General features: G+C 63.3%; 15 protein-coding genes. 9 read left to right on the plus strand and 6 right to left on the minus strand.

Annotation, left to right across the window (positions count from 1 at the left end; translation table 11 throughout):
* Nucleotides 1–84: 84 nt before the first annotated feature.
* Nucleotides 85–651, minus strand: coding sequence for a RidA family protein (locus AC066Y_RS06885; protein ID WP_478273206.1), 567 nt, complete (start codon nt 649–651; stop codon nt 85–87).
* A gap of 225 nt (nt 652–876) precedes the next feature.
* Between AC066Y_RS06885 and AC066Y_RS06890 the strand changes: the two genes are divergently transcribed.
* The 6 genes from AC066Y_RS06890 (at nt 877) to AC066Y_RS06915 (ending at nt 6,677) form a co-directional block, all read left to right on the plus strand.
* On the plus strand, nt 877–2,187 hold the full coding sequence (locus tag AC066Y_RS06890) for an ABC transporter substrate-binding protein (RefSeq protein ID WP_478273207.1): 1,311 nt from the start codon (nt 877–879) through the stop codon (nt 2,185–2,187).
* Nucleotides 2,188–2,208: 21 nt separating this feature from the next.
* A complete protein-coding gene (locus AC066Y_RS06895; RefSeq protein ID WP_478273208.1) occupies nt 2,209–2,982 on the plus strand; it encodes an ABC transporter ATP-binding protein in 774 nt (257 codons plus the stop codon).
* A 5-nt stretch (nt 2,983–2,987) separates the two neighbouring features.
* Nucleotides 2,988–3,692 (plus strand): ABC transporter ATP-binding protein, encoded by a 705-nt coding sequence (locus AC066Y_RS06900; protein WP_478273381.1) that lies wholly within the window; start codon nt 2,988–2,990, stop codon nt 3,690–3,692.
* Nucleotides 3,693–3,881: 189 nt separating this feature from the next.
* Complete coding sequence (locus tag AC066Y_RS06905) at nt 3,882–4,763, plus strand: branched-chain amino acid ABC transporter permease (RefSeq protein ID WP_478273209.1); 882 nt, start codon at nt 3,882–3,884, stop codon at nt 4,761–4,763.
* Complete coding sequence (locus tag AC066Y_RS06910) at nt 4,760–5,770, plus strand: branched-chain amino acid ABC transporter permease (RefSeq protein ID WP_478273210.1); 1,011 nt, start codon at nt 4,760–4,762, stop codon at nt 5,768–5,770. Before AC066Y_RS06905 ends, AC066Y_RS06910 begins: the two co-directional genes overlap by 4 nt.
* Nucleotides 5,736–6,677 (plus strand): polyphosphate kinase 2 family protein, encoded by a 942-nt coding sequence (locus AC066Y_RS06915; protein ID WP_478273211.1) that lies wholly within the window; start codon nt 5,736–5,738, stop codon nt 6,675–6,677. The genes AC066Y_RS06910 and AC066Y_RS06915 overlap by 35 nt, the downstream gene beginning before the upstream one ends.
* 237 nt (nt 6,678–6,914) lie before the next feature.
* Here AC066Y_RS06915 and AC066Y_RS06920 read toward each other — a convergent pair whose 3' ends face one another.
* A complete protein-coding gene (locus AC066Y_RS06920) occupies nt 6,915–9,122 on the minus strand; it encodes a spermine/spermidine synthase domain-containing protein (RefSeq protein ID WP_478273212.1) in 2,208 nt (735 codons plus the stop codon).
* Nucleotides 9,123–9,478: 356 nt separating this feature from the next.
* Nucleotides 9,479–9,823: a nuclear transport factor 2 family protein gene (locus tag AC066Y_RS06925; protein WP_478273213.1), complete on the minus strand. Its 345-nt coding sequence runs from the start codon at nt 9,821–9,823 to the stop codon at nt 9,479–9,481.
* Here AC066Y_RS06925 and AC066Y_RS06930 point away from each other — a divergent pair.
* Entirely contained in the window at nt 9,823–10,146 is a 324-nt protein-coding gene (locus AC066Y_RS06930; protein ID WP_478273214.1) for a helix-turn-helix domain-containing protein, read from the plus strand. The genes AC066Y_RS06925 and AC066Y_RS06930 overlap by 1 nt on opposite strands.
* A 419-nt stretch (nt 10,147–10,565) precedes the next feature.
* Complete coding sequence (locus AC066Y_RS06935; protein ID WP_478273215.1) at nt 10,566–12,128, plus strand: 2-isopropylmalate synthase; 1,563 nt, start codon at nt 10,566–10,568, stop codon at nt 12,126–12,128.
* A 106-nt stretch (nt 12,129–12,234) separates the two neighbouring features.
* On the opposite strand, the gene AC066Y_RS06940 is transcribed toward AC066Y_RS06935, so the two are convergent.
* Nucleotides 12,235–13,617, minus strand: coding sequence for an FAD-binding oxidoreductase (locus AC066Y_RS06940; protein WP_478273216.1), 1,383 nt, complete (start codon nt 13,615–13,617; stop codon nt 12,235–12,237).
* A 306-nt stretch (nt 13,618–13,923) separates the two neighbouring features.
* On the opposite strand from AC066Y_RS06940, the gene AC066Y_RS06945 reads away from it, so the two are divergent.
* Nucleotides 13,924–14,913, plus strand: a complete 990-nt coding sequence (locus AC066Y_RS06945; protein ID WP_478273217.1) for a LysR family transcriptional regulator — start codon at nt 13,924–13,926, stop codon at nt 14,911–14,913.
* Nucleotides 14,914–15,038: 125 nt separating this feature from the next.
* Here AC066Y_RS06945 and AC066Y_RS06950 read toward each other — a convergent pair whose 3' ends face one another.
* Together AC066Y_RS06950 and rfbF are read right to left on the minus strand one after the other, a co-directional pair.
* A complete protein-coding gene (locus AC066Y_RS06950) occupies nt 15,039–15,749 on the minus strand; it encodes a class I SAM-dependent methyltransferase (RefSeq protein ID WP_478273218.1) in 711 nt (236 codons plus the stop codon).
* A gap of 6 nt (nt 15,750–15,755) precedes the next feature.
* Complete coding sequence (gene rfbF, locus AC066Y_RS06955) at nt 15,756–16,526, minus strand: glucose-1-phosphate cytidylyltransferase (protein WP_478273219.1); 771 nt, start codon at nt 16,524–16,526, stop codon at nt 15,756–15,758.
* Nucleotides 16,527–16,534: the final 8 nt, after the last annotated feature.

Genomic DNA, 16,534 nt, shown 5'->3' on the forward strand with positions numbered 1-16,534 from the left:
AAGAGTCAGCTTCTAAGGGTGAAGTGGTCGTTGCCTGGATCGGTCGTCATCGACGGCCTGTGACCCGAAACAACGGTTGGCCGATCATTCGGCCACTTCAACGATCATTTCGACCTCCACAGCGTTGTTGAATGGAAGGCCCGCCATTCCAACAGCAGATCGCGCGTGTTTGCCGGCCTCCTCGCCGAAGACCTCCACCATCAAATCGGAGAAGCCGTTCACGACTTTCGGTTGGTCACCAAAGCCTTCGGCCGAATTGACCATCCCGAGGACCTTGACCACGCGCTTGACGCGATCGAGGCTCCCAAGTGCGACGCGCACTTTTGCCAGCATGATCAGGCCGACCTGACGGGCCGTGTCATAACCTTCCTGCACGGTGAGGTCCTTGCCCACCTTGCCCTTGTACTTCCAGTCGGCAGCCGGAGTGTTTCCTGCGAGGAAGAGCAGATTGCCGACCCGGACCGCATCGACGTAGTTGGCGACCGGTGTCGGCACGGGCGGCAGCGTAATGTTCAACTCCTTCAGCCTGGCCTCGGCGGAAGGTGAATTTTGCGCCACCGCACCTGACGAAGCGGCAATCGATGCTCCCAATCCAAGCACGCACGCAACGAACCACGAGATGAGTCTCGCTCTGCAAAGCACATGAGTCATGTGTCACCTCCACTGACAGCTACTTCGCAGCCCTCAGGATAAGTCGGAAATAGCGAAGTTGCCTTCCGTAGTTCTCCGGTCCGAAAGCTCGTCGGCACCGCCAAAATTTTGCGCAAGCCTGCGCCGTGGCGACGCAGCCATTGCGCTTGACATCATCGGCCGCTCCCCCTGTGATAGGGTGGCACGAAAACAAAAATGCAGTGCACAATCTCTGGGGAGGGATTCATGCCGGTCAGGAAGGCCGCCCGCTGGCTTGCGGGTCTGTCTGTCGCGCTTGCGGCGCTGGGTGTGGCCGGTGCCGCGCATGCGCAGGACAAGAAGATCAAGATCGGCGTGATCTTCGACTTGACCGGCCCGCTGGCCGGCGGCGGCTCCGAGCTGCAATATACCGGCGTCAAGATCATGCTCGACCATTACGCCAAGACCGGCGTCGAGGGTTACAAGGTCGAGGCCGTCTACGCCGACGCGCAGAGCAAGCCTGATATCGCAATCAACGAGGCCGTCCGCCTGCTCGAGCAGGAAAAGGTCGACATGGTGATGGGCTTCTTCTCCTCGGCCCAATGCGTGCCGGTGGCGGCCCGGGTCGAGCAGCTGAAGAAGTTCATGTGGATGACCACCTGCATCTCGTCGGCGGTGTTCGACGGCAAGAACTACAAATATGTGTTCCGGCCGCAGGCGAGCGGCGACCAGTTCGGCATGATGACGATGGATTTCATCGCGCAGCATTCGATGTCCAAGTTCGGCAAGGAGCCCAAGGATCTCCGCGTCGCCATCATCCATGAGGACGGTGCCTACGGCGTCGATGTCGCCAAGGGCAACGAGGCGGGCGCCAGGAAGGCCGGCTTCAACATCGTGCTGAAGGAGGGTTATTCGGCGACTGCGCCGGACCTGTCGGCGCTGGTGACCAAGCTGAAGCGCGCCAAGCCCGACGTGATCTTCCACACCGGCTACAATCCGGACATTACGCTGCTATTCCGACAGGCGCGCGAGCAGGGGCTGAAGTTCGGCGCCATCGTCGGCCACGGCGCGGGCTATGGCGTCTATGAGAAGCTGAAGGAAGGCCTCGGCGCCGACGCCAACTATCTCTTCAACACCGACCCGATCTCGATCTGGCTCGCCAACCAGAAGACCATGGATCCGAAGCTGCCGCCCGTGATCAAGATGGTCGGCGAAGAGTTCGACAAGCTCAAGCCCGGCGTGCCGATCCGCTCGGCCCATGTCGGCATCGGCGCGTCCAATGCGTATGTGTTCCTCGACGACGTGCTGCCGCGCGCGATCAAGAAGTATGGCGGCGTTGATCCGGACGCGCTGCGCAAGGCCGCGCTCGACACCGACATTCCGGAAGGCGGCACCATGCTCGGCTTCGGCGTGAAATTCTACGGCGAGGGAACGCAGTTTGCCGGTCAGAACGAGCGCTCGTTCCCGGTGGTGCTGCAATATATCGACGACAAATCCTATGTAGTGTGGCCGAAGAGCCAGATGCAGCGCGAGACCGTGCTGCCGCTGCCGGCCGGCACCACCTACAGCTACAAATAGCTCGCTCGCGAAAGGGACGCCGTGCTCGCCGTCGAAGGCCTGGTCAAGCGGTTTGGCGGCTTTTGCGCCGTCAACAACGTGTCGTTCCGCGTCGAGCAGGGCGAGATCCTCGGCCTGATCGGCCCGAACGGCTCGGGCAAGAGCACGATCTTCAACATGCTGTCGGGCACGCTGCCGCCGACCGAAGGCTCGATCCTGTTCGATGGCCGCGAGATCGCCGGCCTCGCCCCGCACCGGATCATCGTCGGCGGCATCGGCCGCACCTTCCAGATCCCGCGGCCATTCCATCGGCTGAGCATTTTCGAGAATGTCCTGCTCGCCGGCTTCTACGGCCAGGGCCGCCACAGCCGCAGCAAGGCCGAGGAGGCGGCCGAGCGCGCGCTGGCGATGGTCGGCCTGCCGACCGATCGCCACAGTAGCGTCGAGGGGCTGGGCGCCGCCGGGTTGAAGAAGCTCGAACTCGCCAAGGCGCTCGCCACCGGGCCGAAACTCTTGCTCGCCGATGAAAGCCTCGGCGGTCTCGACGAGACCGAGATGGACCAGGCCGCCGACATGCTGCGCCGGATCCGCGACGAGCTCGGCATCACCATCATCTGGGTCGAGCACATCATGGGTGTCTTGATGCGCGTGGTCGATCGCGTGATGGTGCTGGATCACGGCGAGAAGATCGCCGAAGGCCTGCCGGCCGACGTCGCGGGCGATGCCAGGGTGATCGAGGTCTATCTCGGAACCGATGCGGATGCGAGCTTGGCTGCCGCCGTCGCCGAGCAGGCGCGCCGCCAGATCGGGGCGTGACCGGCATGCTGGAGCTGAAATCGATCGACGCGGGCTATGGCAGCTTCCAGGCGCTGTTCGACGTCAGCCTCGACGTCAAGGCGGGCGAGGCGGTCGGTGTGATCGGTCCGAATGGCGCCGGCAAGACCACCTTGATGCGCGTGATCTCCGGCCTGATCCGCCCGCGCAAAGGCAAGATATCGATGGAGGGCGCCGACGTGGTCAAGACGCCGGCGCATCGCATCGTCAGCCTCGGGATTGCGCATGTGCCGGAGAACCGCCGGCTGTTTCCGCGGCTCACCGTGGCAGACAATCTGAAGATGGGCGCCTACATGCGGGGCGCCCGCGCGCATTACGCCGAGCAGCTCGATTTCGTGTTCGAGCTGTTCCCGCGCATGAAGGAACGGCGCCACCAGATGGCCGGCACCATGTCGGGCGGCGAGCAGCAAATGTGCGCGATCGGCCGCGCGCTGATGTCGAAGCCGAAACTGCTGCTGCTCGATGAGCCGTCAGCCGGGCTCGCGCCGGTTGTGGTGCAGCAGGTGTTCGAGCTGGTCAAGCGCATCCGCGCCAGCGGGCTGACGGTGTTGATCGTCGAGCAGAACGTGCAGCAGGTGCTGCGCGTGGTCGACCGCGCCTATCTCCTGGAAGCCGGCAGCATCCGCGCCGCCGGCACGGCGGCAGAACTCGCGGCGAGCGACACCATCAAGCAGGCGTATTTGGGCGTGTGAGGGGATGATGACGATCTCGGAAAGTGTTGCGGCATCGGCGGTTCACCTCTCCCCTTGTGGGAGAGGTCGGATCGCATCGCAAGATGCGATCCGGGTGAGGGGTTACGCTCTCTCGTGGGACCTGTTCCCCTCACCCGGCGCTGCGCGCCGACCTCTCCCCGGTGGGGAGAGGTAAGAAAGGCAGCGGCCATGCAATCCTTCCTCGACATTTTCGACATCTACCTGCTGGAGGCCGTGATCAACGGCATCCTGCTCGGCGGAGTGCTGGCGCTCCTGGCGCTCGGGCTCAATTTGATCTTCGGCGTCATCGACGTCACCTGGATCTGCTACGCCGAGCTCGTGATGATCGGCATGTACGGCATGTACTATCTCGTGCAGGTGTTTCATTTGCCGTACTGGGCCGCAGCGCCGCTCGTTATCCTGCTCGTGGCGCTGCTCGGCGCCGCGCTGCATTTCTTGGTCATCGCGCCCTTGCTGACCGCGCCGCCGATCAACCAGCTGCTCGCCACCGGCGGCGTGCTGTTCATTCTGCAGAGCTTCGCCACCGTCGCCTTCGGCATCGATTTCCGCAATCTCGGCATCCGCCTCCCGGTGCTGGCGCTCGGCGAGATGAATTTCAGCTACGCGCGGCTCCTGTCGTTCGGCGCCGCGCTGGTCGGCATGATCGGCGTCTATCTGTTCCTGACCCGCACCTTCACCGGCACCGCGATCCGCGCCATCGCGCAGGACCGCCAGATCATGCCGCTGATGGGCGTCGATCCCAAGCGCATCTATCTCGTCACCTCGGCGATCGGCGGCGGGCTCGCCGGTCTCGCCGCCTGCCTCCTGGTGCTGCAATATGACGTGCATCCGTTCGTCGGGCTGTCGTTCGGGCCGATTACCTTCCTGATCTGCGTGCTCGGCGGCCTCGGCAATTTCATCGGCGGCTTCGTCGCGGCCTTCGTGTTCGCCGAGATCATCTCGCTCGGCGGCCTGTTCTCCGATCTCGAATGGGGCTACGTGCTGGCGTTCGCCTTCTTCATCGTCATGATGTTCATCCGGCCCGCGGGCCTGCTCGCGAGGCGCTCGTGAACAGGCAGGCCGCCGGCTGGATCATCGCGCTGATTGCGCTCATCGCGCTGCCCTTCGTGCACCGCGACCCCTATCACCTGCACGTGCTGGTGCTGATCCTGATCTGGTCGTTCGCCTACACCTCGTGGTCGATCATGGGCCGCTTCGGGCTGGTCTCGCTCGGCCATGGCGGCTTCATGGGGATCGGCGCCTACGTCACAGCGCTGCTCTGGAATCACCTCGGCGTCTCGCCCTGGATCGGGATTCCCCTGAGCATGGCGACAGCCGGCGTGCTCGCGCTTGTCGTCGCCTATCCCTGCTTCCGCTTTCGCATCACCGGGCACTATTTCGTGCTGGTGACCCTGGCGCTGTCCGGCATCGTGCTCCAGGTCATCACCGCGACCCGCGACTATACCGGCGGCTCGCTCGGCTACACGCCGCAGCGCGCGCCGAGCGGCAAGGGGCTGTTCGCACTGCAATTCGACGACAAGGTCACCTGGTATCTGATTGCGCTCGCGGTCTGGATCGCAGGCCTCGTGATCTGGCGCGCGATCGACCGCAGCATGATCCGCCACGCCATGGAGGCGATCTCGGAGGATGAGGATGCGGCGGCCGCCGCCGGCGTCAACGTCACCGCCGAGAAGCTCAAGATCACCCTGATCAGCGCGCTGATGACCGCGCTGTCCGGTGCGCTCTATTGCCAGTACCAGATGTTCATCTCGCCGGACACCGTGAGCGGCATCGCGGTCTCGCTGCAGATGGTGTTCGCGGCGATCGTCGGCGGCGTCTATGTGGCGCTGGGACCGACCGTCGGGGCCATCATCACCATCGTGCTGGCCGAGGTGCTGCGCATTTCGTTCGGCACCAAGGCGGTCGGCTGGGACAATCTGGTCTATGGCGTGCTGCTGGTGCTTTTCATCATCTTCCTGCCCAAGGGCATTCTTGGTAGCGTGATCGACCGGATCAAATCGCCACGCAAGCCGTCGAGAGGCCATGAGCAGCAAACCGTCCCCATCGCTCGCCGATGAACTGAAGCCCTTCGTCGCGCCGTTCCGCTTCGACGGATCAGGCGAATTTCACCTGAAATCGTATGCGACCGCCGAGAAGGGCGGCATCGACAAGGACGCCGGCGGCAAGATCATTGAGGCCAACCGCACGCGGCTCAACGACTTCCAGGAGAAGCTCTACGCCCAGGACCGCTGGTCGCTGCTCCTGATCTTCCAGGGCATGGATGCCGCCGGCAAGGACAGTGCGATCAAGAGCGTGTTCGAGGGCGTCAACCCGCAGGGCTGCGAGGTGTCCTCGTTCAAGCAGCCCTCGACCAAGGAATTCGACCACGATTTCATGTGGCGCGCCATGATCGCGCTGCCGGAGCGCGGCCACATCGGTATCTTCAACCGCTCCTACTACGAGGAGTGCCTGGTGGTACGGGTGCATCCCGAAGTGCTTGGCAAGCAGAAGATCCCGAAGAAGCTGGTGACCAAGAACATCTGGCGCGAGCGCTTCGAGGACATCTCCGCGATCGAGCGCTATCTGTCGCGCAACGGCACCGTGATCCTGAAGTTCTTCCTGCATGTCTCCAAGGAGGAGCAGCGCCGGCGCTTCCTCGACCGGCTCGAGGAGCCGGCCAAGAACTGGAAGTTCTCGATGGCCGACGTCTCCGAGCGCGCGCTGTGGGCCAAATATCAGGCCGCCTATCAAGACATGATCCACCAGACCGCGAGCAAAGAGGCGCCCTGGCACATCGTGCCCGCCGACCACAAATGGTTCGCCCGCGTCGTGATCGGCTCGACCATCGTCAATGCGGTCGACAGGCTCGAGCTGAAATTCCCCGAGGTCGACAAGGCGGACCTGAGCGAATTCAAGCGCGTCCGTGCTGCGCTGGAGGCGGAAGGCAAGGGCGGCGCGGCGGAGAAGAATGCGGTGAAGAAGTAGGGCGGCGTTTTTCTCGCGCCCTGCGGGCGAGGCACGATTTCGGAATATTGGAAATGTGCCCCTGATTTGCCCGACGTGTCAAGTGGCCCGGTCGAGCGCCGGCAGCCGCCGGCTCCTTTGCATGGGGTTGTTTTCGATATTTTGGCCGCGCGCGCCCGCGACGGGAGCTTGATCGCTACCGCAGATATCTGCGGTAGCGACTACCGTTCGCCGGTCTGCCAGCGCGTCCCTTGCGCGCTAGCCCTTGCGCGAGGGCATCCAGGCGGACAGCAGATAGAAGCCGATCGCCACGATCAGGAGGTAGCGGAAGCCGAGCAGGGTCGAGCACGACTCGGCGAGGCCGCCGATGACAGATCCCGCGATGTTGGATCCGAACGCCTGATCGGGATTGGCTTCGTCGCGGAACGAGCGGGCGAAGATCACGCCGGCGAAGAACATCGGGCCGAGCGCCAGCGCGCACGGGATCACGTAGCGCCAGACGATGCCGCCGCTCAGGAACGTGTCGAGCGGCACCAGCACCGAGACCGCCAGCAGCGCCAGCAGCCCGGCATAGTGCCGCGCCAGCCGGGTCGACGGCACCTTGATCACATACAAATTGGCGGCGAGGATCAGCAGCAGGGCGGTGAAGAACACCGCCGAGTTGACCAGCCAGGTGCTGCCGAACAACAGCGCCATCTGCACCACCGCCTTGGTCTCGAGCAGCATGAACGCCGCGCCGAGGAAGAACATCCGGTTATTGGGCCGCCAGGTACCCTTCGGCTTGAACAGATAGACCAGGCCAAGCCCGAGCACGCCGAGCAGGATCATCGAGCGAACGGTCAGATCGGGGATCAGCCTGCCGCTGACATAGAGGAACGGCCAGTCGTCGCTGGTCGATTGCCTGGCGCCTTCATTGTCGACCACCAGTTTCGCCGGCGCCAGCGGCACCCAGTCGCCGTGCTGGGCGGCAGCCTTGTCTTGTCCCTTTTCTTGCGGCTTTTCGAAGCCGTTGACCGCCAGGTTCTCCGGCGGAATGCTGTTCAGCCAGAACTGGCCGCGGTCGCGGAACGCGGTGGAGATGTGCGGATTGCAGCCCGCGATGATGGTGGTGAAGCCGACCGGTTCGGACGAGGTCAGGGTTTCCTTGTAGGGCAGCGGCAGCACCAGCGGATCGCAGCCGAACACCTGCTTGGCCATCTCGGCGACGCGCTGCACGATCCAGCCCTGGCGATAGTAGTTGTACATCACGAAGACGCCGTCCTGCTTCAGCACGCGGCGGACGTCCTGGAACGCCTGTTCGGTGAACAGATAGCTTTCGAGGCGGATGTTGGCGTAGCCGCTGTGCAGGATCAGCGAGTCGACGAGCGCATACACGACCAGATCGTATTTGCGTTCGGTGGTGCGCAGGAAATGCCGGCCGTCGTCGAGATGCGGCACCACCCTCGGGTCCTGATAGGGCTTGTCGGGATGGTTGTGGAGGCCGATGTTCTGGATCACGGGATCGATCTCGACCGCATCGATGCGCTCGACGCCGAAGCGCAAGGCGTGCGCGAGGTCGTTGCCGGAGCCGGCGCCGATGATCATGACGTCCTTGAACGGCGTGCCGCCACTGTGCTTCTGCAGCAGGTGGATCAGCGAATAGGACGAGCCGCGTTCGCTGAACGGCATCATTTCCTGATGGCCGATGCTGTTGACGGTGATCACGCCGTTCGATTTGTTGAGGTCGACGGCGTAATAGGGCGACCAGCGGATGTCATGGCTGTCGGAACGATCGGTGTAGTAGGCGGTAAATCCCACCACGATGATGATCGTCGCAAGGCGCAGGATCGACAGCGCCTTGTCCTGGTAGAGCAGGTAGACGATGCCGGCGCAGCTGATGCCGAACCAGACCACCGGCGGCGCCTGCGCGAACGACAGCAGCGAGAACCCGACGATGCCCGCGAGGCTGCCGCCGATATTCAGCGAATAGCCGGCGACGCGGTTGGGGTAGGCGTCGAAGGCGCGGCCGAGAGTCTGGCCGAGGCCGACGAACATCAGCGCGATCAGCACGAAGAACAGCCCGGCGATCGCCTCGATGGGCACGACGAACTTGGCGAGATCCGGGTTGCGATACTCGGTGCCGAAAAACACCTCCTGCGGCGAGGCCTGATGGCCGACGTCGACCGCGAACTGACCCCAGTTGGAATACAGCGCCATGATCGTGGCCACGGCAGCGAAGGTCACGAGCGCAAGCCCCGGAAACAGCGCAAGCCAGTTGGTGCTCCGCCGCGCGGCAAGGCAGCCGCAGGACATGCCGAGGAAGGCCGCGAGCAGCACGATATTGGTGAAGAATTGCAGGAACACGACCTTGGCCGAGAACCAGCGGATGCAGGCCAATTCGAGAAACAGGATCAGGAATCCGACCAGGAAGAGATTGAAGCCGGCTTGGCGCTGATGGGGCCCATCGGCCAGGTTCGTCGTGGGCATGATCCTGATATCTCCTTAACCAAAGGACGCGCCCTAACACCCGGTCGCTGCCGGCACACTAGATGCAACCAGTTGAGCAAAGATTGATTTACCCGGCCGCGTCCGCGCCACAACTGTCGCCGGCCGATGCCGCGCATGCCGTCATGGTGTAGGAAAGGTTTCGCTGCGTTCGTGTTTTGGCCGGGACATAGGCGAGCGGAAGCGACGCCGTGCTTCGGACGGCTGAGCCCGGCCATGACGGTGCGGATAGGTTAGTCGATGCCAATCGGGCTGCGCGACCCGCGAGGGGAAGGCAGCCTTCCCCTCGCGAGAAGGCGGGCGAAGTCACGCTCGAATCGTGCCGCACGCAGCCGTCGTCACGCCGCAGCCTCTCCGAACACCATCTGCCAGCCCTTGCGCGTGTCCATGTATTCCCGAACCTGCTTGATGCGGTCCGCCTCGAGCACGAACACGAAGCAGTAGTCATTGTCATGGCGCCGGCCGTCAGGCAGCGTCGCGCGCATGCGCTCCTCGACGATCACGCTGTCGCCGTCGGCATGAACGGCGCAGAACGCGATGTCGATCTCGGTGAACAAGCAATGCATCTCGGTCGAGATGAAGCGGGCGATCGCCTCCGCGCCGATCATGTGATCGGTGTGATCGAGCGCGATCGCGGTGGCGTTGCGGGCCGGCGCGATCCATTCGGCGTCCGGTGCGAACAATGCGGCGATTGCGCGCGCTGAAGCTGATCGACGGCGGCGCGCTCGAGCGCGGCTCGGTTGCTGCGTTGGCCCGCCGGCTCGGCATCATCTCGCGCCACCTCGGGCGGCTGTTCGAGCGCCATGTCGGCGCCAGCCCGCAGCAGGTCGCGACCACCCGGCGCGTGCAGCGCGCCAAGCGGCTGATCGACACCACCGATGACGCGATGACCGAGATCGCCTTCCGCGCCGGCTTCGGCAGCGTCCGCCGTTTCAACGCCGCCTTCGCCGGTCTCTACGGCCGCTCGCCGTCGAGCCTGCGCGCGTCTTCGCGCGGGCGGAGGTGAGGGGACAGGGACGGGCGCGCGTCGAGCCATGCGACACGATAGGTCAACCCCGCTGACCATCTTTACCCATTGCGGCGGCTTGCCATAATCGTCTAGAACGACGGCGCATGGCGCGTCCCGGCAACCAACCGTCAACGGTTTTGATCGAGGATTTAAGCGCTCAACAGGGTCTGGCAATGCCGATTCGCGGCCAAATCGATGGGATTTCGGGGGAGGTGGCCCAGGCTACCGCCACGATCCCGGCCGCACGGCCCACCCTGCTTATTGGCGGCCTTCTTCTTACCTGCCCCTGAGGGCCGGCTGGGCGTTTGCGCCTGGGCACTCAGGGGTTTGTACGAGATCACCGGACCCTGATAATCGCCCAAGCAATTGCTCAAGGAGCAACATGACGGGCGCAAAAGCTTAAAGGAATTTCTGACATGGCCACCGTGAACAAGTCCGAGAAGGACCGCGTCATCATTTTCGACACCACCTTGCGCGACGGCGAGCAGTGCCCCGGCGCCACCATGACCTTCGAGGAGAAGCTCGAGGTCGCCGAGCTGCTGGACGATATGGGGGTCGACGTCATCGAGGCCGGCTTCCCGATCACCTCGGAAGGCGACTTCCAGGCGGTCAGCGAGATCGCCCGCCGCTCCAAGAACGCGGTCATCGCGGGCCTCTCCCGCGCCCATCCGGCCGACATCGACCGCTGCGCCGAAGCCGTCAAGTTCGCCCGCCGCGGCCGCGTCCATACCGTGATCGCGACCTCGCCGCTGCACATGCGCGTGAAGCTGAACAAGACCCCCGAGGAGGTCATCGAGACCTCGGTCGCGATGGTCGCCCGCGCCCGCAACCAGATCGACGACGTCGAATGGTCGGCCGAGGACGGCACCCGCAGCGAGATGGACTATCTGTGCCGGATCGTCGAGGCCGTGATCAAGGCCGGCGCCACCACGGTGAACATCCCCGACACCGTCGGCTACACGGTGCCGGAGGAATACACCCACTTCATGCGGACGCTGATCGAGCGGGTGCCGAACTCCGACAAGGCGATCTTCTCGGTGCACTGCCACAACGATCTCGGCATGGCGGTGGCTAACTCGCTGGCCGGCATCGTCGGCGGCGCGCGCCAGGTCGAGTGCACCGTCAACGGCATCGGCGAGCGCGCCGGCAATGCCGCGCTGGAAGAGGTCGTGATGGCGATCAATGTGCGGAACGACAAGTTTCCGTATTGGAACAAGATCGACACCACGCAGCTGACCCGCGCCTCGAAGGTGGTGTCGGCCGCGACCTCGTTCCCGGTGCAGTACAACAAGGCGATCGTCGGCCGTAACGCCTTCGCCCATGAGAGCGGGATCCACCAGGACGGCGTGCTGAAGGACGCCTCGACCTACGAGATCATGCGGCCCGAGATGGTCGGCCTGAAGCAGTCCTCGCTGGTGCTGGGCAAGCATTCCGGCCGACACGCCTTCATCCACAAGCTGGAGGAGATGGGCTACAAGCTCGGCGCCAACCAGTTGGAGGATGCCTTCACGCGGATGAAGGCGCTGGCCGACCGCAAGAAGGACATCTACGACGAGGACATCGAGGCGCTGGTCGACCAGGAGATGGCGGCCGCGCACGACCGCATCAAGCTGGCCTCGCTGACCGTGATCGCCGGCACCCATGGCCCGCAGCGCGCGACCATGAAGCTCGACGTCGACGGCCAGATCAAGATCGAGGAAGCCGAGGGCAACGGCCCGGTCGATGCCGTCTTCAACTGCATCAAGCGTCTGGTGCCGCACGAGGCCAAGCTGGAACTGTACCAAGTCCACGCCGTGACCGAAGGCACCGATGCACAGGCCGAAGTCTCGGTGCGTCTGGCGCATGAAGGCCGCTCGATGACCGCGCGCGCCGCCGATCCGGACACGCTGGTTGCCTCCGCCAAGGCCTATCTCGGCGCGCTGAACAAGATCGTGATGAAGCGCCAGCGCGACGTCCCGGCGACCAAGGTCGCGGGCTGACGGTTCACTCGATCAAAGCATTCGGAAACGCGGCGCCTCGGCGCCGCGTTTCTTGTTGGATCTCCTTCGCGAAGCCATCACCTTCGCAATATCGCGGGCCGCGGCATCAAGCGGCTGGCCTGATGTTCTGGTTGACCCGGAACAAATTGGCGGAATCATATTTGCGCTTCACCTCAGCCAGCCGCGCATAGTTAGATCCGTAGGTAGCCTTGAGACGGGCGTCGCCCTCATCATCCATCATGAAATTCGGGTAGGCGCCGCCGAGGTCGAACGGGTGAACCGCCTCCCAATAGGCCTTGGTCCATCGTGTGATTGGCCCTGCCTTTTGCGGATTCGGATCGATTCCGGCGATGACCATCGACCAGGTCGCGTCGCGACAATTCCACGCGGTCTCGCCGCTGCCGACGCGATGCACGGCGCCGTCGATCGGGTAGAGATGCATGAGCGACAATTCGCTCGGGGTCTTTGCGGCCTGCTCGAGATGGGCGTCGATCGCGGCGTCCGGCAACGTCTTGACGAAATCGCCACGCCAATACCACTGCATGCCCTTGGGGTAGAGCCCGTCGAACATGCTCTGCACGGCAGGATAGGGCATCGTCCCCATCCAGTTGAACCATGGCGTCGGCAAGGCATCGAGCAGCGGTGCCAGCGCTCCTCTGCCGCCGTCCTCGGCGCCGTCGTAGCAGCACATCAACAGGCAGATACGCTTTCCCCAATGCTCTTGCGGAAATGGCGGACCTGACGGGATCGTCTTGAGTCCGAGGAAGACGCTGAGCTCCTCCGGCGCGGTCGGCAGGAAGTCGCGATAACGCTGCATGATCGTGCGCGCATGCTGCTGATCCCAGGCGATCGGTCCGGCAAACACGGCATTGACCGGATGGAGCCTGAACAGGAAGGACGTGACGATGCCGAAATTGCCGCCGCCGCCGCGCAGCGCCCAGAGCAGGTCGGCGTTCTCGTCCTTGCTGGCGACGGCAAAGCTGCCGTCGGCGAGCACGACGTCGGCTTCGAGCAGATTATCGATCGTGAGGCCATGTTTGCGGGTGAGATAGCCATGGCCGCCGCTCAATGTCAGGCCTGCGATCCCGGTGGTCGAGATGATACCCGCCGGGACGGCGAGGCCGAACACATGGGTGGCATGGTCGACATCGCCCTGGGTACATCCCGCGCCGACCCGCGCCGTGCGGGCAACCGGATCGACGCGCACGCCCTTCATGGCAGACAGGTCGATGACCAGTCCGTCATCCACGCTGCCGAGACCGGGTCCATTATGACCGCCGCCGCGAATTGCGATGCGCAGGTCGTTCTCGCGGCCGAACTTCACCGCGGCGATGACGTCGGCGACATCGACACATCGTGCGATCAGCGATGGCCGCTTGTCGATCATGCCGTTATAGAGCGCACGGGCTTCGTCGTAATCGGTTTCGCCGCGCGCGATGACCGCGCCGCGCAAATTTTCACGTAGTTTAATTTTGACTTCGTCACGCATAATGCTCTCCTGATCCAAGGAATCAGCAAGGCAGCCCGATGGGCGTACTGCGTCCGTGTCGGAACAGGGCCCTGCCAATTGCTGACGCTAATCGGGGCACCCGAAGGCTGCACTGTACCAGATATTGGCGGTAGCTGCGTCATCTGATTGCTGAAGAGAATGGTTCTCGATTGGAATCAAGTTTGCCCTTGAAGGGCTTTGTTGGAATCTATTCCCAACAATCCGACTGTCTCCGGATCGGTTTGGGATTTTTTGCGCGCCCGCCCGCGCTAGCCTGTCAGCGTCCCTCCCGCAAGGACGCCGCCCATGCCGCTCGCCTCCATCGATGTCGACACGCAACGCAGCCCGACGCCGGCAGAGACCGCGCTGACGCGCCGGGTGGACCTCACGACGCTGCGCCTGTTCGTTGCGGTCTGCGACGAACAGAACCTCACCCGCGCCGCGCAGCGCGAGGGGATCGCGGCCTCCGCCGTGTCGAAACGGATGAACGATTTCGAGCTGGCGTTCGGCGTCACGCTGTTCAAGCGGCTCGCCAAGGGCATGGCACTGACGCCGGCCGGCGATGCGCTGCTGCATCACGCCCGGGTCACGCTGCTCAATGTCGAGAAGATCGCGGTCGAGCTGTCGGAATATTCGCAAGGCGTGCGCGGCCATGTCCGCATGCTCGCCAACCTCTCGGCGATCGTGCAGTATTTGCCCGAGGACCTGTCCGCCTTCTTCGCGGCGCATGAGCTGCTTCGCGTCGATCTGCAGGAGCGGCCGAGCGGGCAGGTGGTGCGCGGCATCGAGGAGGGCGCGGCCGAGCTCGGCATCTGTTCGGCCGAGGCCGACAGCCGCGCGCTCGAAGCCTTCCATTACCGCTACGACAATCTGGTGGTCGTGATGCGGCCGAACCATCCGCTCGCCGGTCGCGAGAAACTGCTGTTCACCGAGACGCTCGATTTCGACCACATCGGCCTGCACACCGCGAGCTCGATCTATCTCCGCTCGCAATATGCGGCGACGCAAGCCGGCAAGACGATGCGGCTGCGCATCAACGTGCCCGGCTTCGATGCAGTCTGCCGCATGGTGCAGGCCAATATGGGCCTCGGCCTGATCCCCGATCGCGCCTTCGCAGTCGTCGGTGCCGGCATGGGTCTTCGTGCGATCCCCCTGCGCGACGATTGGGGGCGGCGCGAGCTGAAGATCGTGGTCCGCGATGCCGCGCATCTGTCCGCAACCGGCCGCCTGATGCTGGACTATCTGCGCGCGATCGAGACGGATCGGAGAGGGCCGGTCGGCGCACAGGCTAGCTAGAGCCCGATCCGGAAAAGTGCGAAGCGGGCTTTCCATGGCATCAAACGGGAAGCGTTTGCGCGGAGATCATGGTCTCAAGGAAAGAGCTAAAGCGCAATGCGGGTTCAGCTGAATCGTTTCGCGCGCTAGTGGTTGGTACCCAGCGTATAATACTGAGCGCCAAACGGTAGCAGCGAAAAGAGCCGGTCAACTCTGCGGAGCAGGGGGCCGGCCGCCGGCACTGAGAAGATGTATCGCGTGCTGATATCGTTGAATCCGGCACCCTCGAGAAGTGCTTCGGAATCACGTCGTTTCAACAGCACCGCGTCCTTGTCAAATTCACACGTGTTGACGATGCGGCGGGTCACAGGATTGAATGGATTATGTTCGAAGATCACGAACACTCCTCCGGGACGCAGCACCCGGCGTATGTCGGCAACCAGCGCTGGCCGCTGTGGGACAGGGACGTGATGAAACACGTTGATTGCGAATGCGCCGTCGAATGACTGGTTGCCAAACGGGAGGTGAGTGCCGTCGAAGACTTCGTAGCGGATGCCAGGGTTGCGTTGACGCGCTACCGCGATACTGGCGCCCGAAACGTCAATTCCCGATATCCCGCTGACCCGATCTTTCAACTGCTTGTGGGCATTGGCAACGCCGCAGCCAACGTCGAGCAACTCGGCTTTGGCTGCGCCGCCCTGACGTGCGTCGAGGATATCGACGAGATAGTCATTTTTAACGCGCGCGAAGAAGTCGATATCGAGGCCCGAAAAATTCAAGGCCTTGTTGATCTCTTCATTATAGTTCGCCGTATACGCGTCGAACTCTGCACCGTTGATATCGTCGGGCTGTGTCATCGGCTGTCACCATAGCTTCCAAGGGGCGGAACCTGAGGCCCACATCTCTTCGAGCTCGCGTTTCTCCCGCAGCGTGTCCATCGCCTTCCAGAAGCCTGGATGGCGATAGGCCATTAATTGTCCATCGGCTGCCAGCCGTTCCAGCGGTCGACGTTCCCAAACCGTTTCATCGGCGTCGATATAGTCGAGGACGCGAGGTTCGAGAACGAAAAACCCGCCATTGATCCAGCCCATTTCGGCGTCGGGCTTTTCGTGGAACCGCGATACGGCATCGTGCTGGTCCATATCGAGAATGCCGAAACGGCCAGGTGACGGGACTGACGTCACCGTCGCGAACTTCCCATGCCTGCGATGGAATGCAATCACCTCGGCGATATCGAGATTAGCGACACCATCGCCGTAGGTGAGACAGAAGGTTTCATCCAGGTACGGCGCAACACGTTTGATGCGTCCGCCAGTCATGGTATTTAGGCCGGTATCAATGATCTTGACCGTCCAGTCATCGAGCGACTTGGGTGTAAGGTAGCGAACTTCGCGCGTGGCGGTGTGAATCTCGATGTCGTTGGTCTCGAGGAAGTAGCTGGCGAAATAGTGTTTGATCATCGATGCCTTGTAGCCCGCGCAAATGACGAAATCATTCAGCCCGGCTGCTGCGTAGAGTTTCATCACGTGCCACAAAATCGGCCGTCCGCCGATCTCGACCAACGGCTTGGGGACGAGATCGGTTTCCTCGGATAGACGTGTGCCGAACCCACCAGCGAGAATGACCGCTTTCATGTCTTGGC

Source organism: Bradyrhizobium sp. USDA3010 (assembly GCF_056429065.1).

Bases quoted from the DNA above. Each gene is read 5' to 3' on its own strand.
- AC066Y_RS06885 (WP_478273206.1), bottom strand. From the start codon at position 651: ATGACTCATGTGCTTTGCAGAGCGAGACTCATCTCGTGGTTCGTTGCG.
- AC066Y_RS06890 (WP_478273207.1), top strand. From the start codon at position 877: ATGCCGGTCAGGAAGGCCGCCCGCTGGCTTGCGGGTCTGTCTGTCGCG.
- AC066Y_RS06900 (WP_478273381.1), top strand. From the start codon at position 2,988: ATGCTGGAGCTGAAATCGATCGACGCGGGCTATGGCAGCTTCCAGGCG.
- AC066Y_RS06905 (WP_478273209.1), top strand. From the start codon at position 3,882: ATGCAATCCTTCCTCGACATTTTCGACATCTACCTGCTGGAGGCCGTG.
- AC066Y_RS06915 (WP_478273211.1), top strand. From the start codon at position 5,736: ATGAGCAGCAAACCGTCCCCATCGCTCGCCGATGAACTGAAGCCCTTC.
- AC066Y_RS06920 (WP_478273212.1), bottom strand. From the start codon at position 9,122: ATGCCCACGACGAACCTGGCCGATGGGCCCCATCAGCGCCAAGCCGGC.
- AC066Y_RS06930 (WP_478273214.1), top strand. From the start codon at position 9,823: ATGCGGCGATTGCGCGCGCTGAAGCTGATCGACGGCGGCGCGCTCGAG.
- AC066Y_RS06935 (WP_478273215.1), top strand. From the start codon at position 10,566: ATGGCCACCGTGAACAAGTCCGAGAAGGACCGCGTCATCATTTTCGAC.
- AC066Y_RS06940 (WP_478273216.1), bottom strand. From the start codon at position 13,617: ATGCGTGACGAAGTCAAAATTAAACTACGTGAAAATTTGCGCGGCGCG.
- AC066Y_RS06945 (WP_478273217.1), top strand. From the start codon at position 13,924: ATGCCGCTCGCCTCCATCGATGTCGACACGCAACGCAGCCCGACGCCG.
- AC066Y_RS06950 (WP_478273218.1), bottom strand. From the start codon at position 15,749: ATGACACAGCCCGACGATATCAACGGTGCAGAGTTCGACGCGTATACG.
- rfbF (WP_478273219.1), bottom strand. From the start codon at position 16,526: ATGAAAGCGGTCATTCTCGCTGGTGGGTTCGGCACACGTCTATCCGAG.